Origin of the sequence: Kitasatospora sp. NPDC058190 (assembly GCF_042883685.1) — a bacterium.
Lineage (GTDB): Bacteria > Actinomycetota > Actinomycetes > Streptomycetales > Streptomycetaceae > Kitasatospora.
This window is the reverse complement of record NZ_JBHVVI010000069.1, coordinates 1-22,175: the sequence shown is the minus strand read 5'-3', so window position 1 is coordinate 22,175 and position 22,175 is coordinate 1. Positions and strand designations below refer to the sequence as shown.

Annotated in this window: 19 protein-coding genes; 12 read left to right on the top strand and 7 right to left on the bottom strand. The window is 73.2% G+C overall.

Annotated elements, in window-relative coordinates:
* The first annotated feature begins 285 nt into the window (after nt 1-285).
* Nucleotides 286-2,184, top strand: a complete 1,899-nt coding sequence (locus ACFVWU_RS27820) for a BTAD domain-containing putative transcriptional regulator (protein ID WP_387625981.1) — start codon at nt 286-288, stop codon at nt 2,182-2,184.
* 84 nt (nt 2,185-2,268) lie between these two features.
* On the opposite strand, the gene ACFVWU_RS27815 is transcribed toward ACFVWU_RS27820, so the two are convergent.
* Nucleotides 2,269-2,607: a hypothetical protein gene (locus ACFVWU_RS27815; protein WP_387625979.1), complete on the bottom strand. Its 339-nt coding sequence runs from the start codon at nt 2,605-2,607 to the stop codon at nt 2,269-2,271.
* A 165-nt stretch (nt 2,608-2,772) separates the two neighbouring features.
* On the opposite strand from ACFVWU_RS27815, the gene ACFVWU_RS27810 reads away from it, so the two are divergent.
* Nucleotides 2,773-4,368, top strand: coding sequence for a tryptophan halogenase family protein (locus tag ACFVWU_RS27810; protein ID WP_387625977.1), 1,596 nt, complete (start codon nt 2,773-2,775; stop codon nt 4,366-4,368).
* Between the two features lie 104 nt (nt 4,369-4,472).
* Here ACFVWU_RS27810 and ACFVWU_RS27805 read toward each other — a convergent pair whose 3' ends face one another.
* Genes ACFVWU_RS27805 through ACFVWU_RS27795 form a run of 3 tightly spaced genes read right to left on the bottom strand, consistent with a single transcriptional unit; the run spans nt 4,473 to nt 8,606 of the window.
* Nucleotides 4,473-4,877: a nuclear transport factor 2 family protein gene (locus ACFVWU_RS27805; RefSeq protein WP_387625975.1), complete on the bottom strand. Its 405-nt coding sequence runs from the start codon at nt 4,875-4,877 to the stop codon at nt 4,473-4,475.
* 13 nt (nt 4,878-4,890) lie between these two features.
* A complete protein-coding gene (locus tag ACFVWU_RS27800) occupies nt 4,891-5,814 on the bottom strand; it encodes an NAD-dependent epimerase/dehydratase family protein (protein ID WP_387625973.1) in 924 nt (307 codons plus the stop codon).
* A complete protein-coding gene (locus tag ACFVWU_RS27795; RefSeq protein ID WP_387626026.1) occupies nt 5,811-8,606 on the bottom strand; it encodes an AMP-binding protein in 2,796 nt (931 codons plus the stop codon). Before ACFVWU_RS27795 ends, ACFVWU_RS27800 begins: the two co-directional genes overlap by 4 nt.
* A gap of 669 nt (nt 8,607-9,275) precedes the next feature.
* Between ACFVWU_RS27795 and ACFVWU_RS27790 the strand changes: the two genes are divergently transcribed.
* The gene (locus ACFVWU_RS27790; RefSeq protein WP_387625971.1) at nt 9,276-11,414 is read left to right on the top strand and encodes a BTAD domain-containing putative transcriptional regulator; all 2,139 of its coding nucleotides are present in this window, start codon (nt 9,276-9,278) and stop codon (nt 11,412-11,414) included.
* Nucleotides 11,415-11,559: 145 nt separating this feature from the next.
* Here the strand turns inward: ACFVWU_RS27790 and ACFVWU_RS27785 are convergent, their stop codons facing one another.
* The 3 genes from ACFVWU_RS27785 to ACFVWU_RS27775 all read right to left on the bottom strand — a co-directional run bounded on the left by ACFVWU_RS27785 (nt 11,560) and on the right by ACFVWU_RS27775 (nt 13,487).
* On the bottom strand, nt 11,560-11,736 hold the full coding sequence (locus ACFVWU_RS27785) for a hypothetical protein (RefSeq protein WP_387625969.1): 177 nt from the start codon (nt 11,734-11,736) through the stop codon (nt 11,560-11,562).
* Between the two features lie 74 nt (nt 11,737-11,810).
* A complete protein-coding gene (locus ACFVWU_RS27780) occupies nt 11,811-12,668 on the bottom strand; it encodes a LuxR family transcriptional regulator (protein WP_387625967.1) in 858 nt (285 codons plus the stop codon).
* Between the two features lie 69 nt (nt 12,669-12,737).
* A complete protein-coding gene (locus tag ACFVWU_RS27775; protein ID WP_387625965.1) occupies nt 12,738-13,487 on the bottom strand; it encodes a LuxR C-terminal-related transcriptional regulator in 750 nt (249 codons plus the stop codon).
* 588 nt (nt 13,488-14,075) lie between these two features.
* On the opposite strand from ACFVWU_RS27775, the gene ACFVWU_RS27770 reads away from it, so the two are divergent.
* The 9 genes from ACFVWU_RS27770 (at nt 14,076) to ACFVWU_RS27730 (ending at nt 22,084) form a co-directional block, all read left to right on the top strand.
* A complete protein-coding gene (locus ACFVWU_RS27770; RefSeq protein WP_387625963.1) occupies nt 14,076-14,393 on the top strand; it encodes a WXG100 family type VII secretion target in 318 nt (105 codons plus the stop codon).
* Nucleotides 14,394-14,395: 2 nt separating this feature from the next.
* Nucleotides 14,396-15,973: a hypothetical protein gene (locus ACFVWU_RS27765; RefSeq protein WP_387625961.1), complete on the top strand. Its 1,578-nt coding sequence runs from the start codon at nt 14,396-14,398 to the stop codon at nt 15,971-15,973.
* Nucleotides 15,974-15,983: 10 nt separating this feature from the next.
* Entirely contained in the window at nt 15,984-16,376 is a 393-nt protein-coding gene (locus ACFVWU_RS27760) for a hypothetical protein (RefSeq protein WP_387625959.1), read from the top strand.
* A complete protein-coding gene (locus tag ACFVWU_RS27755) occupies nt 16,373-16,840 on the top strand; it encodes a hypothetical protein (RefSeq protein ID WP_387625956.1) in 468 nt (155 codons plus the stop codon). Before ACFVWU_RS27760 ends, ACFVWU_RS27755 begins: the two co-directional genes overlap by 4 nt.
* Nucleotides 16,841-16,991: 151 nt before the next feature.
* Complete coding sequence (locus tag ACFVWU_RS27750; RefSeq protein WP_387626024.1) at nt 16,992-17,798, top strand: ABC transporter ATP-binding protein; 807 nt, start codon at nt 16,992-16,994, stop codon at nt 17,796-17,798.
* On the top strand, nt 17,783-19,696 hold the full coding sequence (locus tag ACFVWU_RS27745; RefSeq protein WP_387625954.1) for a hypothetical protein: 1,914 nt from the start codon (nt 17,783-17,785) through the stop codon (nt 19,694-19,696). The genes ACFVWU_RS27750 and ACFVWU_RS27745 overlap by 16 nt, the downstream gene beginning before the upstream one ends.
* Nucleotides 19,697-19,725: 29 nt before the next feature.
* The gene (locus ACFVWU_RS27740; protein ID WP_387625952.1) at nt 19,726-21,024 is read left to right on the top strand and encodes a sensor histidine kinase; all 1,299 of its coding nucleotides are present in this window, start codon (nt 19,726-19,728) and stop codon (nt 21,022-21,024) included.
* Nucleotides 20,988-21,644, top strand: coding sequence for a LuxR C-terminal-related transcriptional regulator (locus tag ACFVWU_RS27735; RefSeq protein ID WP_387625950.1), 657 nt, complete (start codon nt 20,988-20,990; stop codon nt 21,642-21,644). The genes ACFVWU_RS27740 and ACFVWU_RS27735 overlap by 37 nt, the downstream gene beginning before the upstream one ends.
* A gap of 29 nt (nt 21,645-21,673) precedes the next feature.
* Nucleotides 21,674-22,084 carry an ArsR/SmtB family transcription factor gene (locus ACFVWU_RS27730; RefSeq protein ID WP_387625948.1) on the top strand — a complete coding sequence of 137 codons (411 nt, stop codon included), beginning with the start codon at nt 21,674-21,676 and terminating at the stop codon, nt 22,082-22,084.
* Nucleotides 22,085-22,175 lie beyond the last annotated feature (91 nt).

Sequence of the window (22,175 nt, the reverse complement as noted above, 5' to 3'; positions counted from 1 at the left end):
GTCCTGGAGGACGGCCAGCCTGTCGAGGGCGGCGCGGGTGGTGGCGGTGGTGGCGGCGTTCATGACGGTCTCCCTCGATGCCGGGGCCGGGGGCGCCGGGCGGGTTGCCCGGCCGCTTCCCTCGACCTGAGAACGAAGGTAGACGGGCCGGGTTTTACGGCTCTTTCGATTCCCTTTCGCTGAACCCGCCGCCGCGCCCGGCCGACGAAATCCAACCGACAGAGCGGCGAAAAGCCAGGTCAGTACGGTCACGCTCGCATCGCATCCGCGAAACGAGGGTGACTCATGGCATACGTCGCAGCACCGGACCACGCGTTGGAGACCACGGCCGCGCAGGCCCCGGCGTCCCTGGATTTCGGCATCCTCGGGCCCGTCAAGGCGACGCTCGACGGCCAGGAGGTCCAACTGGACGGCCCCAAGCACCGCACGGTGCTGGCCGCCCTGCTGCTCGCCGACGGACGGCTGATGCCGGACGAGCGGCTCTGCACCCTGCTCTGGGGCTGGGAGCCGCCGGCCACCTGGACCGCCCAGCTCTACACCCACACCTCGCGGCTGCGTGGGCGGCTCGGCCCCGGCGTCGACCTGGTCCGCAGGTCCTCCGGCTACCGGCTGGACATCGGCGCCGGCCGCTTCGACCTCGCCGAGTTCCGGCGCGACGCCGAACTCGGCCGCCAGGCCCTGGCCGCCGGCGACCACGCCCGCGCCGCCCGGCTGCTGCGCGCCGCGCTGGCGCACTGGCGCGGTGCCCCGCTCACCGGAGTCACCGAGCACCTGGCCGCGACCGAGCTGCCGCAGCTGGCGGAGAGCCGGCTCGCCGCGCTGGAGAACCGGATCGAGGCGGAGCTCGAACTCGGCGCGCACGCCACGGCCGTCGCCGAACTGCGCGGCCTGGTCGCCGAGTACCCGACCGGCGAGCGGCTGCGCGGCCAGCTGATGACGGCCCTCTACCGCTGCGACCGGCAGGGCGACGCCCTCCAGGTGTACGACGCGGGCCGGCGGCTGCTCGCCGAGGAACTGGGCATCGACCCGGGACCGACCCTGCGCCGGCTGCACGGGCAGATCCTGGCGGGCGAACTCCCCGCCCCGGCCGCCCGGCCACGCATCACCGTCACCGATGCGGCGCCGACCCCGGAGGAACCGGCCGGGCCCGAGGGCGCCGGGGTCTGGGCCGGCCTCACCCCGGCGATGCTGCCCCCGGACACCGTCGGCTTCACCGGCCGCGAGCGCGACCTCTCCGCCGTCCTCGCCGCCCTGCGCGGCCCCGCCGGGGGAGCGGCCGGCCTCGGCTCGGTGGTGCTCACCGGCGCCGCCGGGGTGGGCAAGTCCGCGCTCGCCGTCCGCGCGGCCCACCAGTGCCGTGCCGACTTCCCCGACGGCCAGCTCTACGCCGACCTGCGCACCCCCGAGGGCGGCAGCCGAACCCCGGCCGCGGTGCTCGGCTGGTTCCTGCGCGCCCTGGGCGTCGCCGAGGGCGCGCTGCCGGCCGGCCTGGACGAGCGCGCCCAGCTCTACCGCAGCCGGCTGGCCGGCCGCCGGATGCTGGTGGTGCTGGACAACGCCTGCGACGACCGGCAGATCCGACCGCTGCTCACCGCGGACGAGCACAACCGCACCCTGGTCACCGGCCGCTCCGCGCTCGGCACGGTCGAGGGCTCCAGGCTGCTCTGGCTCGGCCCGCTGGACTTCCCCGAGGCCTACCAGCTGCTCGCCACCGCGGCCCCCGACCGGGCGGTCGGCGACCCGTCCGCCGCCGCCCGGATCGTGGAGCTGTGCGACCGGCTGCCGCTCGCCCTGCGGATCTGCGCCGCCCGTCTCGCCGCACACCCGCACTGGTCGCCGGCCCGGCTGGCCGCCCGGCTCGACCCCGCCCACCGCCGGCTGGACGAGCTGCGGCTCGGCGACCTCGACGTCCGCACCAGCCTGCGGGCCGGCTACCAGGGGCTCGACCCGGCCGACCGGACCGCCTTCCGCGCCCTCGCCCTCACCGAGGCCGCCGCCTTCACCCCGGGCGAGGCCGCGCCGCTGCTGGGCGAGAGCGAGGACGGCGCCGAGGAGATCCTGGAACGGCTGACCGAGGCCAGGCTGCTCACCGCCACCGACGACGGCGGGCTGCGCTACCACTTCTCCTCCCTGGTCCGGCTGTTCGCCCGGGAGCAGCCCGCACCCCTGCCGGTGCCCTGCTGATCCCCGCTCGGTCGTTCCCCATCGGGCCCGCCGGTTCCCCGGGGCCCCGTCCGCCGTCGGACGGGGCCCCGGGCTCGTTGCCCGTCAGCCGCAGCCGCCCGCGTGGCCGCCGTCCAGGTTCGCCTCCGGGCCCGCCGTGATCATCGCGACGTAGGCGGCCAGGAGACTGCCCCAGCGCATACCGGACTCCGGGTCCGGCCGGTCGTAGTCGAGGTCGGGGTCCAGGCCCAGCATGGTCGCCGTCCTGGAGACCACCTCCGGGTCGCTCAGGTCGAGGCGTATCAGCTCCTCGGGCCGCAGCATGTCGACCAGCCCCCCCTCGGCCAGCCAATCCTGGAAGTCGAGCTCCATCAGTTCGATCGCCTGAGCGTCGTATTCCACGTCGCTGTAGGAAGAACCGTTCTCGCTGTTGTTCGTCCGCATCGTCGCCTCCGGTCTCGTGACGGGTTCTCCGGTCGCGAGAAAAGAATGTGACGGAGGCCTATCCGGCCCCTATGAGGACTTTCGGTGCCGGTTCCATAGAACTCTCATAGAAACCCTCATAGACATCTGAGGCAGCGTCCCGACATGGAAAAACGGATCGAGCGCGTGGTGATTCTGGGAAGTGGCCAGATCGCCTGGACGGCCGCCGCCTATCTGCGGAAGGAACTCCAGGGAACGGTTGCAGTGACCGTCCTGGAAGATCCGGACGACCCGCCGGAGGCCGGAACCGGCACGGCCCTGCCGTCCTTCCAGCGCTCGTTCTTCGACGTCCTGGGAATCGACGAACAGGAATGGATGCGGGCGAGTTCGGCCACCTTCAAAGCGGCGGACCGCTATGTGAACTGGCGTACCGCCGGGCCCGGGCGGACCACCCCGCGGGAGCTGCCGGACGCCCGGCCCGACGCCTTCTACCACCCGTTCGGGCTGCTGCCCGAGTACGACCGGGCCCCGCTCTCGCACTACTGGCAGCACCGCCGCCAGCGCGGAGAGACCACCGAGCCCTTCGACTACGCGTGCTTCCGTGAACCCCCGCTGCTGGACGCCCGGCGCTCCCCGCGCTGGCTCGACGGGCGCAGCGCCACCCGCTACGGCTGGCACTTCGACCGCCTGGAGTTCACCGCCCACCTGCGCCGCCACGCCGTCGCCGCCGGTGGCGTGCGGCGGGTGCGCGGCCGGCTGGCCCGGGTCGAGCGGGACGCGCAGGGCGACCTCGCCGCCCTGGTCACCGAGCACGGCGAACGGATCCCGGGCCAGCTCTTCCTGGACTGCTCCGGCCCGCGCCGCCGGCTGATCGGCGACCTGCTCGGCGAGCCCTTCCTCGACCTGCGGGAGCAACTGCCGTGCGACCGGGCGGTGTCGGTGACCGTCCCGACGCCCGACGCCCGGCGCCGGGGCATCGAGCCGCACAGCACCCTGCTGGCGATGCCGGCCGGGCAGACGGCCGTCCACCCGGTGCTCGGCCGGCTCGGCGCCGCTTACGCCTACGGGAGCGGCCACACCACGCCCGAGGAGGCCGCCGCCGAGCTGTGCCGGCTCTGGGGCCTGGACCCCGGGCACACCGAGGTCCACCACCAGGAGCACGGCCCCGGCCGGACCCGCCGCTCCTGGCGGCGCAACTGCGTGGCCCTCGGCGCGGCGGCCGGTGTGCTGGACCCGGCCGGGCCGGACTGCCCGCACCTGGCCGTGCGGGCGCTCCAGCTGCTGGTCGCGCACTTCCCGGCCGGGCCGCTGCCGCCCGTCCTGCCGGAGCGCTACAACCGGGCCGTCGACCGCGCCTTCGACGAGGCCCGGGACTTCCTCCAGCTGCGCTACGGCTGCTCCCCGCGCGACGACACCCCGTTCTGGCGGGCCACCGGGCGGCTGGCGCTCTCGGAGGCGGTGCGCACCAGGATCGCCGTCTACCGGGCCGGGCTGCCCTGCGGCTCGGCGCTGGTGGAGGAGGCCCGCTACTACGGCTACCGCGCGGAGGAGCCGCTCAGCCCGTGGACCGACGCCGACCACTACTGCGTGCTCGCCGGGCTTGCCCCAACCCCGGTCGGCCCTTCACCGGTGCTCGCCCACCGGCCCGAGTCGGTGCGCGGCGCCGGGACGCTCTTCGAGCAGGTCCGCCGCCAGCAGCGCAACCTGCTGGAGACCCTGCCCAGCGCCTACGACTACCTGCGCCGGCTGCACGGGCGGGGCGCGGACGAACTGGCGGTGTGAGCGGGCCGCGGCCCGAACGCCGAAGGGCACCCCGGCCGGGGTGCCCTTCGGGCGGGAGGAGCGTCGCCGCCCCTCGACTCTCGATGCTTCTCGATGAAGCCTGCTCAGCTCTCGATGAGCCGGGTGAACACGACGGTGTCGAACACGTCCTCCATCCGGACGGCCCTGCCGTCGCGGAAGGTCCAGGAGTGGATGAACGGCAGGGTCTCGGTGCGGCCGCTCAGCGAGGTGACGGAGCGCACCCCGAAGACCACCACGCGGTCGCCGGACTGCACGAACTCCTGCGGCTCCAGCCGCATGCCGCCCAGCACGGTCGGCACGGTGGCGAGGAAGCCCCGCACGCCGTCATGGCCGATCTTGGTGCCGCCCAGTCCGTACGGGGCCAGGCCGTCCGGGTGCACCCACTCGACCGAGGGGTCCATGACGGCCAGCAGGCCGGCCACGTCCCGGTCGTGGAAGGCCTGGTAGGCGCTGTGGACCAGGTCGAGGTTCTCGCGGGTTCGGGACATCGGGGAAACCTCCTCAGGAGCGGACGTGCTCGGGGTACAGGGCTTCGAGGGTGCGACGGATGCCGTCGCGCCAGTCGACCTCGCAGGGGCCGGTCAGCTCCCGGCGCAGCGTCGGGTCGAACTGGTAGGTCTCCCGGGTGACCGAGCTCGGCACCAGCTTCGCCGGCACCCCGGTGAGCTCCTCCAGGTAACGCACGCAGTCGGTGATGCCGACGGACTGGTCGCCGCCCCAGTTGACCAGGGTGGCGGGCACCGCGCCGGCCTCCCACAGCCCCGGGACCTGCCGGACCAGGTCGTCGGTGTGCAGCGGCGAGCACCAGTTCTGGCCCTCCAACGGCACCGGGATCGGCTCGCCGGCCAGCATCCGCCGGAAGTACAGCATCGGCACGCCGCCGTAACCGCCCGGCCCGTACGCGATGTTGAGACGGGCGATGGTGGTCGGCAGGCCCAGCACCTGCGCGAAGGCGCGCACCGCGCCCTCGGTGGCGAGCTTGCCCACCGGGTAGGCCGGCAGCCAGTCGGCGACGCCGTCCACCGGGTCGGTCTCGGTGTAGCGGTGGTCCAGGGTCTGCCGGGCGTAGACCGCGCCGGTCGACACGTAGAGGAAGGACTCGGCGGTGCGGCAGTGGGCCATCAGCCGGCCGGTGGCGACCGCGTTGACCTCGACGGTGGCGTTGAAGTCGCCGTCGTCGCCGCGCCGGACGGCGGAGTGGATGACGTGGGTGAAGTCCTCCGGCACGCCCTTGAGGCCGTCGGGGCCGGTGTCGTCCATGTCCCAGTGCCAGGTGGTGATGCCCCGGTCGTTCAGCTCCCGCTCCACGCCCGGGGTGCCGAAGCGGCCCAGGCACCACACCTCGTTGCGCTCGGCGAGCGCCTCCGCCACCGGCCGGGCGACCTGCCCCGTGCCACCCGTCACCAGGATCTTCTTGCCGTTCACTGCCCGTCCCCCATCGCACGGTCGAGTTCCGCGCGCAGCACGGCCTGGAAGGCGGCCACGTGCTGCGGTCCCATCAGCGTGTAGTGCTCACCCGGCACGTCGACGTACCGGTTGGCGCCGCGGGTGTGCTCGTCCCAGCGACGCAGTTCCTTGGCCAGCCAGTCCTCCTTGGTCCCGCGCAACGGGACGGCGTAGAACACCGACATCGAGTCGACCGTGCCGCTCGGCCGGTAGCTGCGGCCCAGGTCGGTGATCCGGTCGGCGAGCTCCGCCCAGGCGCCGAACTTGGCGAGATCCAGGTCGAGTTCGGCGATCCGCTCGGCCGGCGCGAGCCCGATCAGCGTGGCCAGCTGCTCCTCCTCGGACAGCCCCCGCAGCTGCCCCGGAAGTTCGCGTGCCTGCTTCTTGTCCACCAGGTCGAGGAAGAACGCCAGGTTGACGGCGGTCTCGACGAAGTCCAGCTCGTCCATCCGGTACTTGATGTGCGGCGGCAGGTTGAAGCTGCCGACGAAGTCGACCCGCTCGCCCTGTGCCTCCAGCACCTTGGCGATCTCGAAGGCGACGGCCGCGCCGAAGGAGTAGCCGGCCAGCGCGTACGGGCCGTGCGGCTGGCGGGCGCGGATCCCCGCCACGTAGCAGTCGACCATCTCCTCGAAGGTCGCGAAGGGCTTCTCCCCCTCGTTGAAGCCCCGGGCGCGCAGCGCGTAGAACGGCCGGTCACCGACGAAGTACTGGGCCAGGTTGACGAAGACCAGCACCTCGCCGACCCCGGGGTGCACGCAGAACAGCGGTGTCTTGTCCCCGCTGACCTGCATCGGGACGACCGGGTCGTAGACCCGCTCGCCGGGGGAGGCCGGATCGGCGAGCCGGGCGGCCAGGTCGCGCACCGTCGGGGCGGTCAGCACGGTGAGCACCGGCAGGTCGGCGGCGCCCAGGCGCTGCGCCACTCTGTTGCGCAGCCGCAGGATGTCCAGGGACGTCCCGCCGAGGTCGAAGAAGTTGGCGGTGGCGCTGATCCGCTCCGGCTCGGTGTCGAACAGCTCGGCGTAGATCTCGGCGAGCACCCGTTCGGTGTCGCCCTCGGGCTCGGTGTGCCCGCCGAGCCGCCGTACCGTCAGCTCCTCCACCATCCGCACCGCCTCGTGGTAGTCGCCGTTCTCCAGCCGGGTGCGCATCAGGGCGCGCTGGATCTTGCCGAGGCTGGTCTTGGGGAAGGCCTCGGCGGGCAGCGGCAGGATCAGCGCGGGTCGGAAGCCCCACTGCATCACGACGGTGCTGCGGATCGCGGCGAGCAGCCGGTAGTGCCCGTTCTCGTCCTCGGCGGGCAGCTCCGGGTGGAAGGCGATCACCAGTTGCTCGGTGTCGCCGCCGGCCGCGCGGATGGGGAAGGCCGCGACGTAGGAGGCGGCGACGCCGTCCAGCCGCTCCAGCGCGGACTCGATCTCGTGGCTGAAGTAGTTGACGCCGTTGACGATGACGCTGTCCTTGGAGCGGCCGACCAGGGTGAGCCGGCCGTCGTCGATCCGGCCGAGGTCGCCGCTGCGGAACCAGCCGTCGGCGGTGAAGGCGTCCCGGGTGGCCCGCTCGTTGCGGTAGTAGCCGCGGGTGATCATCGGTCCGCACAGCTGGAGTTCGCCCACGCCGCCTTCGGGCAGGGCGCGGTCCTGTTCGTCGGCGACCCGGATCCGCAGGCCCTGGACGGGGGTGCCCAGGTTCGCGAACTCCGCGCCCTCGTCGCCCTGCGGGAAGGAGCGGGAGTAGATGCTGCCGGCGCAGGTCTCGGTCATGCCGAAGGCGGGCCAGAGCGCGGTGGGGGAGAGCCCGTAGCGGGCGAAGGTCCGCAGGAAGGAGCGGCCGGTGGCGCAGACCACCGCCTCGCCGCCGCTGATGATGTGCCGCAGCCCGCTCAGGTCGATCCGGGCGCGGTCCGCCGCGTCCAGCCGTTCGGCGGCCGAGTTCAGCAGCCCCAGCAGGAAGTTGGGGGTGAAGGTCATGGTCACGCCGTGCCCGGAGACCAGCCGGAGGAACTCCACCGGGTCGCGCAGGACGACCGCGGCCTCGGTGTGGACCTGGCGGGCGCCGACCGACAGCGGTAGCAGGTGGCACTCCAGCAGGGCGGCGACGTGGTCGAAGGAGACCCAGTTGAGCGTGGTGTCGGCGGCGGTGAGCCGGTGGTAGCCGTTCTTCCCGGCCATCGACGCCAGCAGGTTGGCGTGGCTGAGCATGACGGCCTTGGAGTTGCCGGTCGAGCCCGAGGTGAGCACCAGCACCGCGACATCGTCGGGCTCGGGGGTGTGGAAGTCCTCGGCGGGCTCAGCCTCCGGGTCCAGCAGCAGCTCCAGGGTGGCCGTGGCGAGGCCCTCCACGGGGGGCAGCTCGGCCGAGATCGCCTCGCTGGTGATCAGCAGCGGCCTCTCCAACAGGGTGTTGACGTGGGTGAGCTGGGTGGCCCAGCGCTCCGGGTCACCCTGCAGCCGGGCCATCGGGCACGGGACGAAGCCGCCCAGCACCGACGCCCAGAAGGCGATCAGGAACTCCTCGGGGTGGGTCAGCAGCAGGACCAGCGTGTCCCCCGGTCGCAGGCCGCGGGCGCGCAGACCGGTCAGCAGGATCTGGGCCTCCCGGAGCAGCTCCGGGTAGCTCTGGTCGGCGTGGCCGGTGGCGGTGCCGCCGAGGGCGTAGCGCACCCCGGTGTCGGGGTGCCGTTCGGCGGCGCGCAGCAGCAGGTCGGCGATGCCCCGTGCGGGGGCGGCGGCGTCGGTCTGCAGGGTCAGTGGGGTTAGCGGGGCGATCGCGGAAACCTCAGTGAAGGTGGTCACACGAGGAAGGTAGGTGCGCTCCTGCCACAGGGGGACCACTGGTGGCCTGAAGAGGCGCCCACCACCACGCCTTGTCTACGGCTGGTGAGGAGGGGGTCGCCGAAGGTGGTCGAACTGGATCGACGTTGTACCGGTTATGGCGGCACGGGGCAGGTTCCTGTCAGCTGGGTGACGGAAGGTTGAGCCTGCCGCGCACGAACGGTAGAGCCCGGCCGGAGGGTTCACCACCGGCGGGGATTCCCCGGCCGATGGGCCCCGGCCACCCGCCGTCGGAGCGCCGACGCGCGATTCCCGGGCCTTCCGGCACTGTTCCGCACCGGCCGCCCGGGGATTCCTCCGGCGACGAGGAATCTCACATCCCGGGATTCGTGCCGAGTGGATGTCAACTTCCGGACAGGGCCGTTGTCCAGGCAGGACGTGCACTGGGAGAGTGGCCGAGGCCGATCGGTTCAGTGCGACTTCCGCCGATGCGCCACCACAACCCTCCTGGCAGACGGACCGCCGTCCGTTCGTGCCGGAACCCTCATTCCGGCGCACACGGTACGGCTCCCCGGGCGAACCGCCGTCGACCGGGCCGGGGTTCCGCCGCGCGCCCGGGGCCGGGTGGCGGTGGCGGCTGAGGCCGGATCAGGAGGGCAGCTCGTGCTTCAGGTGGTGTTCCGGGCCCTGGGGCCGCTCGAGATCAGCGTCGCGGGCCGACCCGTCCCGCTCCAGGGCGCCAGGCAGCGCACGATCATGTCGATGCTGTTGCTCAGCCCGAACCGGGCGGTCTCGGTCGACGCGCTGGCCGACGCCGTCTGGCAGGGCCGCCCGCCCGCGACCTGCCGCAATCAGATCGCCATCTGCGTCTCCGCGCTGCGCAAGACCTTCAAGGCCGAAGCGGGCGTGGACCGGCTGATCGTCACCAGCCACCCCGGCTACCTGCTCGACGCCGCCGAACACCGCATCGACGCCGTGGAGTTCGAGGAGCTCGTCGTCCTGGCCCGGGAGGCCGCCCGGGCCGGCCGGGCCGAACAGGCCTGCGCCCGCTACCAGGAGGCGCTCGCCCTGTGGCGCGGCCCCGCCCTGGAGGGCGTCACCGCCGAACGGGTCGAGGCCGAGGCGGCCCGGTTGACCGAACTGCGGCTCACCGCCTACGAGGAGCACGCCGGGATCCGCCTCGAACTCGGCGGGCACCGCGAACTCGTCGGGGAACTCACCACCTTCTTCCGCGACCACCCGCTGCGCGAACAGGCCACCGCCCACCTGATGCTCGCCCAGTACCGCTCCGGCCGCCGCGCCGAAGCGCTGGAGACCTACCGGGAGTGGCGCGGCCTGCTCGCCGCGGAACTCGGCATCGCCCCCGGCCCCCGGCTGCGCGAACTGCACGAGGCGGTGCTCAACGACGCGCCCGGGCTCGGCGCGCCCGGCGAGTCCGTCACCCTCGCCCCGGTGGGCGCGGCCCCGTCCCAGCTCCCGCCGGACGTCGCCGCCTTCACCGGTCGTCGGGCCGAACTCGACCGGCTGGACCGGCTGTTGGTGAATCTCGGCGGAACCGCGCTGCCGGTCGCCTCGATCAGCGGCAGCGGCGGCGTCGGCAAGACCGCCCTCGCCGTGCACTGGGCCCACCAGGTCGGCGAGCGCTTCCCCGACGGACGGCTCTTCGCCGACCTGCGCGGCTACGACGAGCAGGAGGACCCGCACCGCCCCGGCGCGGTGCTCGACCGCTTCCTGCGCGCGCTCGGCGTGCCCGGCCGGCAGATCCCGTCCGAACAGCACGAGCGCACCGCGCTGTTCCGCAGCCTGTTGGACGGCCGCCGGGTGCTGATCGTCCTCGACAACGCCCGGTCGTTCCAGCAGATCGGCCCGCTGCTGCCCGGCAGCGGCCGCTGCTGCGTGCTGATCACCAGCCGGGACGGCCTGGGCGGCGCGCTGGCCGGCGACTACGCCTTCGTCCCGCTGCACCTCGGCCCGCTCGACCCGGACGAGGCCGTCGAACTGCTCGCCCGGGTCGCCGGATCCGACCGGCTCGCCGCCGACCCGGAGGGCACCGCCCGGCTGGCCGAACTGTGCGACTGCCTCCCGCTCGCCCTGCGGATCGCCGGCGGGCGGCTCGCTGCCAAGCCGCACTGGCCGGTGCGCAGTCTGGTCGCCCGGCTGGAGGACGGGCAGCGCCGGCTCGACGAGCTCAGCCCGGGCGGGCGCGGCGTGCGGGCGGGCTTCGGGCTCAGCTACCGCGACCTGCCGGCCACCGCCGCGCGGATGTTCCGGCTGCTCGGACTGCTCGACCTGCCCGAGTTCGCCGCCTGGACCGGCGCCGCCCTGCTGGACACCTCCCCGACGGACGCCGAGGACCTGATCGAGCAACTGGTCGACGCCCAGCTGCTGGAACCGCTCAGCGCGGACACCGGCCCGGTGCGCTACCGCTTCCAGAACCTGCTGCGGCTGTTCGCCCGCGAGCGCGCCCGGGCCGAGGACAGCGAGGAGGAGCGCCGGGCCGCCGTCTACCGGGCCTACGGGGCCTGGCTGGGCCTGGCCGGCGAGGCTCACCGCCGACTGCACGGCGGTGAGCACGGCGACGTCCACGGCCCGGCCCGGGTGCACCCGCTGCCCGCCGACTCGGTGGAGGACCTGCTGGCCGACCCGCTGACCTGGTTCGAGAGCGAGCGGGCCGCCATCGCCGGCCTGGTCGACCAGGCGGTGCAGGAGGGGGAGCCGGAGCTCGCCTGCGACCTGATGACGGTCGGCGTGACGCTCTTCCACGACGGGGAGGGCCAGGAGGACTGGCACCTCTGCGGTTAGGGCCCGTCTCCGAGGTGTCGTCGGGTCGGACCCCGGCGTCGCGGACCCGGCGTCGCGGACCCGGCAAGGAGCCAGGAGGCAGGCCCGGGGAAGGGGCCCGCCACGGAACCTCGCCCGGTCCGCGAGCCGTACCCGCCCCCGGGGCCTACCGTTCGCCCGCGGTGGGCGGCTCGGTCAGGGTGTCGATGTACTCGACCAGCAGCTCCGCCCAGGGCACGGAGTCCTGCGCGCCGGACTCCGCCGCGGCCCCGTCGGCCGGGTGGCCGCCCAGCGGAGCCGACGGCGGTGCGGGCCGGACCGCCAGTCTCTCGTCATCATTCATCTGTACTCCTGGGTGCACGGTGGTCGGAACGGAAGCACCGGTGGGAAGCTCGCAGCCAGGTTTACGCCATGACTCTATGAATCCTCTATTCCGGAAGTGGAGCGCTGCTCGGGCCGGGCTCGCCCGGGCCTGGTCCTGGGCGGCTGCCCGACGCCCGGTCGAGGCCTGGACCGCACGTCCGGGCCGTCCAGCGGCAGCAGGCCCAACTGGGCGGCCCGCACTCCGGCCTGAAAGCGGGAGCTGGCACCCAGCAGGGTCATGATCTCCGCGACGTACCGACGGTAGGTGCGCACCGAGACGGTCAGCTCGCGGGCGGCGACCTCGTCGGTGACACCGGCCCGCAGCGCGCCCAGGATCTGCCGGGCGAAGGCGGCCCGGGCCCGGTCGCCGAACACCACCCGTTCGTGGGCGGGCACGGCCGTGCGCCACACACTGTCGAACAGGGTGTGCAGGGTGGTGAGCACTTCGGGCACCCGGATCACCGAGGCGCGCCGCCCGGTCCCGGAGCCGGCCACCACCAGCGCGGCCGTCCCGTCGACCATGATCGCCTGGAGTGGGGGCACCCGGGCCACCCGGACCGCCACCGGCTTGGCGCGGTCCAGCTGCTCCGTCACGAACTGCTCGTCGACCAGTTCGGGGGAGGTGAGCAGCCGGACCGGGATCGCCGTGTCGGCGCCGTACAGCAGTTCGCGTTCGGCCCGCTCCGGCCGCGCCTCGCCGTCCAGGCCGCGGGCGTGCACGATGGAGATGCTGTTCGCCGCTCCGTTGATCAGCTGTTCGGCGATGCCGAGGATCTCCTCGTACCCGCCGTCCACCACGGTGACCAGTCGGTCCGCGGAGTAGCGGTCACGGTGCATGGCGACGGTCGAGTCGATCAGCTCGCTCACCCCCAGCAGGGCTCTTTCGAAGTCATCCGCTGCGGTGTTGGACACGTCCTCGTTCCCTTCGGCGACGGGGGGTTCGACGGTCCGCCGGGCTGCGGCGCACCACCGACGGGGGGCTCAGCGATCCATCGAGAGCAGGCCGAGCTGGACGGCCCGCACACCTGCCTGGAAACGGGAGGTGGCGCCGAGCTCACGCATGATCTCCGCCACGTGACGCCGGTAGGTGCGCAGCGAGACGCCCAGTTCCTGGGCCGCGGCCTCGTCGGTGTGGCCGCTCTGCAGCCGCTCCAGGATGGACTGGGCCAGTTCGGCCCCGAGTCGAGGGCTCAGCCCGAGGTGGGTCACCAGCGGCCTGGCTCGCGACCACGCCCCGGCGAAGAGCAGGTCCAGGGCGCGGACGACGGCGAGCTCGCTGACCATGGCGGCGTTCCCGCCCTGCCCGTGGGCGGCGGACCGGACCAGCGCGCCGCGGCCGTCGACCACCAGGGCCTCGCGCAACTCCCCCTCGGAGACGCGCACTTCGGGATCGAGCCCGCACAGCCGCTGGGTCAGGTCGAGCGCGGTGTCGACGGCGTCCGCGGCACACAGCACCCGCACCACGACCGAGCGGTCCTGGGCCCGGCCCGCGGCCGGCGGAAAGCCGGGGAGCAGCTGCTCCATCGCGCGCGACACGGCCTCGGTGAAGTCATTGGCCGTGATCAGGGCGATGCTCACCGAGTGCCGGGCGCCGCCGATCAGCTCGTCCAGGGACTCGCCGATCGCGTTGGCCTCGGTCCGGGTCAGATGGGTGGAGCCGCCGGTGCTGCGCCGGTGCAGGGAGACAGTGGACTCGATCAGGGAGCGGGCCTGTAGCAGGGCCTGTTCCATGTGGGCCGCGTGCGTCCCTGAACGTAACGTTTCGTCATTGCCGACCGGTGCACCGGCCGTCCCATCCGCCACAACTGCCCCCGTTGATCTCTTCCCCGTTCTCCTTCGAAAGGCGCGAAGCCCGCCCGGAGTTCCCGGTCGGGCCGAATGTGGGTCGGCCGTGCGGTTCAGTCCTGGTGGAAGGCTTGGCTCTGTGGTGGTTCGAAGAAGTAAAGACCGCCGAGGACATTAGTTTGAGCCCACTCTCCAGTCAAACTTGATTGCCCCTCCAAGGCGTTGTCCGCCTGATCACGCCATGTGCGTGGCGGATTCCTTCGCCTTCGGGATCACGTTCCGGTGCTGGGATTGCCAGGAGTTGATTGAGGGTTGGACTGATTCATCTGAGTGAGGGGGTGGGGGCGGGGCTCCGCTGGGTGAGCGTTCGGTTCCCCAAGGCTTCCTCCCGATCCTGTGCCCGTTCCGTACAGATCCGGCGGGGTTGTGCGCGCACCCCTCCACTCCGCCGTTCTCCCTGGTGGGAGGCGGCAGAACTGCCGCTATGCTGACCGGCGATCTTCGGACGGTATGACGGGGAATCGGGGGAACAGCATGGGTAGCGACGGCGCCGGGACGGGGTTCGGTGCGCATCCGGACAAGCTCGGGGACGCGGGTGACCGGCTGATCGCGGCGGGGCAGGACGTCCGCTCGGTCAAGGACACCCTGGGCAAGTTGAACATGTCGGACCCGGCGGTGCTCGGGGAGTACGCGGGTGACGCGGCCAAGGCCTTCTGGTCGGCCTGGCAGGACGAGCTCGGGGTGAACCTCGACGCGCTGACCGACCTCGGGGGCAAGGTGCACACCACCGCGGCCAACTACACCACGACGGACAGCGGCGTCGCGCAGCAGTACCAGAAGCCGGGGGCCTGACCGTGCCCGACCACGAGCTCAATCCGCTCGGCCTCGACCCGGGCACCCAGCGGCAGCAGGCCGAGAAGCTGAAGAAGACCATCGACGAGTCGCACGGCATGTGGGGCGCGGGCGATCTCAAGTACGCCGTCCACGACGCCCTGCAGCTGTCCGGCCCCAAGGGCGACTCCGGCAAGGTCGGCGACCTCGCCGCCGCCTACTACAAGGCGGTCGGCCAGCTGGACCAGATTCAGTTCAGGGTGGCGCAGGTCGGCTCCCAGCACCTGCCGGACGCCTGGACCGGGCAGGTCGGCGAGAAGGCCGCCGAGGTGGTCAAGGCCTCCGCCGACGACCTGACGCGCTGCCGCGACGCGATGGAGAAGGGCCGCCAGCAGCTCAGCACGCTGGCCACCGCGCTGAGCGAGGCGCAGACCCTGCACGGGCAGGGCGCCGCTCCGCTGGGCGAGGCGCTGAAGCTGCTGCACGACATCACCGTCGCCGGCGCGCCGGACCCGATCAACTGGGACGACGACACGATGCACAGCGCCCACGCCAAGGCGAAGGACGGCATCAAGTCGATCTACGACGCCGCGGTGAAGGCCGAGAACGCGGGCCGCGCCGCCGCCCGTGAGCTGAACGCGCTGGCGGACAAGGCGCTGGCCGGCAAGTTCAAGAACAAGGGGCTCGGGGCGGAGGACAAGCTGGTCCTGGTCGACGCGTCCGTCGGCGGCAACGCGGGGGACGGCACCATCCTGACCGAGGCCAACGCGGTCCGGGCCGCCCAGCTGATGGACCAGATGAGCGACGCCGACCGGGCCCGGTTCGACCAGCTGCTGGCCGGCAGCAAGTCTCCGGAGGAGCGCGCCTACCTGATGAAGGCGCTGGCCGCCGGGCACAGTTACGACGAGATCAAGGCCTTCGACGACCAGATCCACGATCACGCGGACGATCCCGGTTGGCTGGCGACGCGGATCTCCCCGGTGCAGCTGGACTCGGCCGCGCCCGGCCAGAACGGGACCGGCTACGGGGGCGTGGCCTGGGACCAGGGCCAGCACAACACCTGCGTGGCCGCCTCGACCGTGACCGCCCGGGCGATGGTCGACCCGCTGTTCGCCTTCCAGCTCACCACCGGCGGGCACCCCGGCGACCCGAAGTACGACAACGGGCAGGCCGCCAAGGACCGTTGGGACAACGAGACGAACCGCGTCTACGACTCCCGCTCCTGGATGCACCTGGGGGCGGACGGGATGTGGGACTGGGAGTCCAAGGACATCGCCAACTCCGAGATCGGCGACCACACCGGGGCCGGCTACAAGAACGTGGACCTGGGGGACACGGACCAGCGCAAGGACGTGCTGGCCCAGGTCGAGTCGTCGGTGGACCAGGGCAAGCCGGTCCCGATCTCGGTCAAGAACGACAAGCTCCTCCCGGACGGCCACCAGATGATGATCATCGGGCACCGGGGCGACCAACTGGAGATCTACAACCCCTGGGGCTACACCGTCTGGGTCAGCGAGGACGACTTCATCCACAACCACCTGGGGGGCGCCACCCAGGGGGACGAGCTCCCCATCGCCGACAGCGTCCGGATGCCCAAGTGAGGCCTGAGAGTTGAGCACCCACCACCAACCCCTGAGCGACGACCGGCTGGCCGAGATGGACATCGAGGTCCTGCTGCGCTTCGGCCTGTCGGCCCCCGGTACGGTCCGCTCCGTGCTGTTCGGCGACGGCGCGGTCGCCGCCGCGATCACCGCCGACCGGCTCGGCGTGCTGCCGCGCGCCGTGGTCTTCCTCGGCGAGGTGGTCCGCTCCGGCGGCACCGGCTTCGCGGCCGAACTGCCCGAACCGCTGCCCGGCCCGGCGGCCGCGGTGACCCGGGGCTGGCTGGCGGCGGCCGCCACGGTCGTGCGGGACCCGGCGGGGGACCAGCTGGTCGCCCGCTGGCTCGACGCGGTCGCCGCCGTACTGGCACTGCGCGTAACCAACCGGGAGTCGAACTCGTGAAGAAGAAGTGGCAGCGGATCCTCCTCGTCGCGGTCGTCCTGCTGGCCGTCGCGGGTGCGGCGGGCGCGGTGGCGATCCACAAGATGGCCGCCGGCAAGCTCGACCACGGCACGGTGTTCACCGCGACCTCAGGTGAACTCCTCGTCAAGCCGGGCCAGGTGTTCTCGGTCGAGGTGAGCGCCCACCGGAACTGGGGCGACATCTGGAGTGTGGCCGACCCGGCCCCCGACTCCGCGGTGGTGCAGACCGTCGGCGACGAGTACGTGCGGAACGTCGGTCTGGCGAACCTGGGCGGTGCGATCGGCTCGGACTCCGGCGGCCACTACTACTTCGTCTTCCGTGCCGCCCAGAACCCCGGCCGGACCACCGTCACCCTCCACGTGGACTACCGCGACAAGCTCGGTGGGACCTTCTCCGGCGGGCCGGAGCAGACCAAGCGTCAGTTCACCGTCAACGTCGGCTGAGCCGTCACCGGTTGGGGGTGGGCCCAGGCCCACCCCCAACCGGGGGCTCAGCCGTATTCTGCGGCCTGTTCGCCCTTCCTAGTGTTGATCACGAGCCGCCCGGAGCCCGGGCGGCCGTGGGAGACGCGGGGAGGACCAGGTGCGGGGCAAGGTGCGGGGAACGGTGCACGGGGCGCGGGAGCCCCGGCCGGCGACGGATGGCAGCGCCCCGGCGCTGCGGCTGGCCGGCCTGCGCAAGCGGTTCGGCGCGCACACCGCCGTGGACGGAGTCGACCTGGTCGTGCCGAGCGGTTCGTTCTACGGGCTGGTCGGCCCCAACGGCGCCGGCAAGACCACCGCCCTGTCGATGGCCGTCGGCCTGCTGCGGCCGGACGCCGGGAGCTCGGAGATCTTCGGGGTCGACGTGTGGAGCGACCCGGTGCGCGCCAAGGCCCTGGTCGGGGTGCTGCCGGACGGCATGATGCTGCCCGAGCGGCTGACCGGCCGTGAAGTCCTGCACTACCTGGGCCGGTTGCGCGCTCTGCCGGCCGCCACCGTGGACGCCCGGGCCGAGGAGCTGCTGGCCGTCCTGGAACTGGACGAGGCCGAGCACACCCCGGTGATCGACTACTCCACCGGGATGCGCAAGAAGATCGGCCTGGCCACCGCCCTGCTGCACGCCCCCCGACTGCTGGTGCTGGACGAGCCCTTCGAGGCCGTCGACCCGGTGTCCGCCGCGACCATCCGGGTCATCCTCCAGCGCTTCACCGCCTCCGGCGGCTCGGTGGTGCTCTCCAGCCACGTGATGGCCCTGGTCGAGCAGCTCTGCGACCACGTCGGCGTGATCGCCGGCGGCCGGGTGCCGGCGGCCGGCCCGGTCGACCGGGTCCGCGCCGGGCGGAGCCTGGAAGACGTCTTCGTCGAGCTGGTCGGCGCCCGTACCGGCGGGAAGGAGGGACTGTCGTGGTTGGCGTCCTGACCGGAATGAAGCTGGCCGTCCTGCGACGGTCGATGTCCGGCCCCCGGGCCGCGAGCCTGATCACCGGGGGCGTGTGCGGAGCCCTGGCGGCGGTCGGCACGGCGCTGCTCGGCCTGGTGGACTTCCCCGCCCCCGAGGCCGGGGTCGGCACGATCGCCCTGGTGCTGCTGGTCTGGACCGTGGGCTGGGCGGTCGGCCCGACCCTCACCGGCGGCGACCCGACCCTGCGGCTCTCCTACTTCACCCTGGTGCCGCAGCGCCCGAGTGGGCTCGCCCTCGGCCTGCTGGGCGCCTCGTTCGTCGGCATCACCCCGGTGGTCAGCCTGATCGCCTTCACGGTGCTGATCGTCTTCGGCGCCGGGCTGGGGCTGCTGCCCGCCCTGGTCGCCGTCCCCGCCGCGCTGCTCCAACTGCTGTTCGTCGTGGTGCTCGCCAAGCTGAGCCTGCAGAGCCTCGGCAGCGTCGCCCGCTCGCGGCTCGGCTGGGAGCTGTCCGCGCTGCTGGTCGGCCTGGTCTGCGGCTTCCTCAACACCGGCTGGTTCGGCATCGGCTTCTTCGTCGAGCTGCTCGGCGGCCACTGGGCCGCCACCGTCGGCACGGTCGTGCGCGCGCTGCCCTCCGGCTGGGCGGCGGTCGCCGTGGACGCCGCCCGGCGCTCCGACTGGGCCCTGGCCGGCGCCTGCCTCGGCGGACTGCTCGCCCTCTGCGCACTGCTCTTCGCCGCCTGGACCGCCCTGCTCTCCCGGCAGCTGGCGCGCGGCACGGTCGGCGGCGGCCGGGCCACTGCCCGCCGGGGCGCCCGGCTGCGGGCCCTCCCGGACAGCCCCGGGGGCGCCGTCCTGGGCAAGGAACTGCGCCTGTGGGCGCGCGACCCGCGCCGCGCCCGCTTCCTGCGGATCGCGCTGTGGACCGCCCTGTTCACCGGCCTGCTCCCGCTGCTCGGCGGATTCCCCACCGTGCTGCCGTGGACGGGTGTCGTCCTCGCGCTGTACGCCGGCGCGCTCGGCTGCAGCCTGTACGGCCTGGACGCCGGCGCGCTCTGGCTGACCCTGGTCGTCCCCGGCGCCGAGCGGACCGACGTCCGGGCCCGGCAGCTGGCCTGGCTGCTGGTGGTCGGCCCGGCCGCCCTGCTGCTCACCGTGGCCGCGACCCTCGCCGTCCCGAACGGCTGGGCCTGGCCCTGGCTGCTCGCCACCCTGCCCGCCGTCCTCGGCGCCGGGGCGGGCCTGACGCCGCTGATGTCCCTGCTCGGCCCGGCGCCGTTCCCCGACCGGCCCGGCGGCAACCCGCTGGACGGCTTCAGCGACGAGAGCGGCGACCAGGCGCGGATGCAGAGCCTGGCCGTGCTGCTGCTCCAGCTGTTCGCCGCGCTGCCGACGGCCGGCGTCGTGCTGGCCGGCACCCTGCTGCACAGCGCACCGCTGCGCTGGGCGGGGGCGGCGGTCGGCCTGGGCACCGGGCTGCTCTACGCCTGGTGGATGGGCCGGGAGGCCCGGCGCCGACTGGAGACCCGCGGGCCGGAGCTGCTCGACGTGATGCGCAAGGGCGTGCGGCGGGTGACGGAGACGGCCCGGTCGCAGGAGGAGCAGGACCTGCTGGACGGCCTCTCCCGCCGCCGCGCGACGATCGCCGGACTGCTGGTGACGGCCGGTGTGCTGAGCGCCGCCCCGCAGGGCGGGGTGGCGATGGGGATGACACTGCTCGCGCCGACGAACCGGAGCTGGTTCCTGGCCCTGTACCTGCCCCCGGACTGGCAGCTGCCGGTGGAGGCGGGCTTCATCCTGCTGGGCACGGCCTGCTTCCACGGGGTGTACCGGCTGATCCGCGCCAAGCACGCGGCCGCCCAGGCCGCGACCTGTTCCGCCGCCGTCCAGGACACGGCCCGACTGCCATCATGATCACCCGAACCCGAGCTGCCGGAGGACCCGTGACCACCCCGCAGACCCGAGCCGCCCAGGCGCTGCGCACGGCCGTGCGGGCGCTCGGACGCCTCGCCGTCCTGACCCTGCTGATACCCGTCGGGGCCGTGCTCTGCGTGCTGTACCTGGCGTCCTTCCTGCTCTGGGGCTGCCTCGGGATGTTCCCGCTCTTCCCGTCCGCCACCAAGGTGGTGCGCGCCGCCGCCGGCGCCGCCCGCTGGGCGTCCGGCCACTGGTCGCAGGTGCCCGTACCGGTGCCGTACCAGCCGCGGCCCGCGCTGGAACGCACCCTGCACGGCTGGTTCTGGACCGGCCACGACTACCACAAGAGCCGCTGGTTCGCGGGCATGGCACGCACCCTCCGCTGGCTCTGGAACGACCCGGCGACCTGGCGCGACGCCCTCTGGGCGATCTCCGACCCGCTGGTCGGCGGGGCCGTCGCCGCCACGCCCGTCCTGCTGGTCGCCGCCGGCCTGTACGGGCTCGGCCAGTCCCTCGTGCCGTACGACCTGCCGCTCGGCGGCCTGCTCGCCGTCCTCCTCGGCCCGGTCCTGATCGCCGGCGGCCTCGCCCTCGCCCGGCCCGCGCTGCGCCTGCACGGGCTCTGGACCCGCTCCGTGCTCGGCCCCACCGAACGCACCCGGCTGGCCCAGCGGGTCGAGCAGCTCACCGAGATCCGGCTCGACGCCACCGAGGCCCAGGCCGCCGAACTGCGCCGAATAGAGCGGGACCTGCACGACGGCGCCCAGGCCCGACTGGTCGCGGTGAGCCTGCGGCTGGGTGCGGTGGCGGCGCTGATCGACCGCGACCCGGAGAGTGCCAAGCGGGTGGTGACGGACGCCCAGGAGAACGTCACCCAGGCCCTGCAGGAACTGCGCGACCTGGTCCGCGGCATCCACCCGCCGGTGCTCGCCGAACGCGGACTGGCCGAGGGCGTAAGGGCGTTGGCGCTGGACGTGCCGCTGAAGGTCGAGGTCCGGACCGAACTGCCGGGCCGGGCCGAGGCCCCGGTGGAGTCGGCGGTCTACTTCGCCGTCAGCGAGGCGCTCACCAACGCCGTCAAGCACGGCGGCGCCCGCCACGCCACGGTGGAACTGACGCACGCCGCAGGGCTGTTGCGCGCCGAGGTGACCGACGACGGCCAGGGCGGGGCCGACCCCGACAAGGGCAGTGGCCTGCGGGGCATCCAGCGCAGGCTGGCGGTCTTCGACGGTACGCTCACGGTGACCAGCCCCCCGGGGGGCCCGACCAGGCTGATCATGGAGCTACCGTGCGCGTTGTCCTCGCCGAGGACCTCGTCCTCCTGAGGGACGGACTGGAACTGCTGCTGCGCGCCCACGGGCACGACATCGTCGCAGCGGTGGAGAGCGGCCCCGAACTGGCCGCCGCCCTCGCCGAACACCGCCCGGACATCGCGGTGGTCGACGTCCGACTGCCCCCGACCCACACCGACGAGGGCCTCCAGGTCGCATTGGCGGCCCGCCGCGAACAGCCCGGCCTGCCGGTCCTGGTCCTCTCCCAGCACGTCGAACAGCTCTACGCCCGCGAACTGGTCGCCGACGGCGCCGGCGGCGTCGGCTACCTCCTCAAGGACCGCGTCTCCAAGGCCGACCAGTTCGTCGACGCCGTCCACACCGTTGCCGCCGGCGGCACGGTCATGGACCCCCAGGTCATCACCCGCCTCCTCGCCCGCAACGCCTACGACGAGCCGCTCGCCATGCTCACCGCGCGGGAGCGGGACGTCCTGGCGATGATGGCCGAGGGCCGCTCCAACGCGGCGATCGCCCAGCGCCTGCACTTCAGCGAGGGCGCGGTCAGCAAGCACACCTCCAACATCTTCGCGAAGCTGGGGCTCGGGGCGTCGGACGACGACAACCGACGGGTGCTGGCGGTGCTGGCGTACCTGAACGGGACGCGTGCGGCCTGAGGGCGGGCGTCCGTCGGTACGATCCATGCATGGGTGGTGCTGAGGAAGAGGCCTGGGACACCGACGCGGCCGAGCGGGCGGTGGCCGTGCTGAAGGCGGTGGCCGATCCGTCGCGGTACCGGCTGCTGTGGGCGTTGAGCCGTCGCGAGCTGCCGGTCAGCGAGCTGGCCGAACTGCTGGGCGCCCATGTCGCGGCCACCTCGCAGCACCTGGCGAAGCTGCGGGCGGCGGGCCTGGTGGTGGCCCGCCGGGAGGGCACCCGGATCTTCTACCGCGCCACCGAGGTGCGCGGCCTGCTCACCGAGGCCGCCGTGATCGCCAACGACCTGCCGGCCCGCGGCGGCGACGGCGGCGACGGCGGTGCGACCCCGGCCGCCGCGCCGGCCGAGCAGCCCTTCGCCCGCGCCGTCCGGGCGGTCCGCCGCCGCCCGGCGACCTAGTGCTGCTCCGCGGAAGTTCGTGGAGGGGTGATCACAGCCGCGGGTGCATGGCAGGCTGCTTGGCATGGTGATCAGTGATTCGTCGCAGGCC

What these genes read in the sequence shown, in the direction of transcription:
- ACFVWU_RS27820 (WP_387625981.1), top strand. Translation starts at nt 286, where the DNA reads ATGGCATACGTCGCAGCACCGGACCACGCGTTGGAGACCACGGCCGCG.
- ACFVWU_RS27815 (WP_387625979.1), bottom strand. Translation starts at nt 2,607, where the DNA reads ATGCGGACGAACAACAGCGAGAACGGTTCTTCCTACAGCGACGTGGAA.
- ACFVWU_RS27805 (WP_387625975.1), bottom strand. Translation starts at nt 4,877, where the DNA reads ATGTCCCGAACCCGCGAGAACCTCGACCTGGTCCACAGCGCCTACCAG.
- ACFVWU_RS27785 (WP_387625969.1), bottom strand. Translation starts at nt 11,736, where the DNA reads ATGAATGATGACGAGAGACTGGCGGTCCGGCCCGCACCGCCGTCGGCT.
- ACFVWU_RS27775 (WP_387625965.1), bottom strand. Translation starts at nt 13,487, where the DNA reads ATGGAACAGGCCCTGCTACAGGCCCGCTCCCTGATCGAGTCCACTGTC.
- ACFVWU_RS27770 (WP_387625963.1), top strand. Translation starts at nt 14,076, where the DNA reads ATGGGTAGCGACGGCGCCGGGACGGGGTTCGGTGCGCATCCGGACAAG.
- ACFVWU_RS27730 (WP_387625948.1), top strand. Translation starts at nt 21,674, where the DNA reads ATGGGTGGTGCTGAGGAAGAGGCCTGGGACACCGACGCGGCCGAGCGG.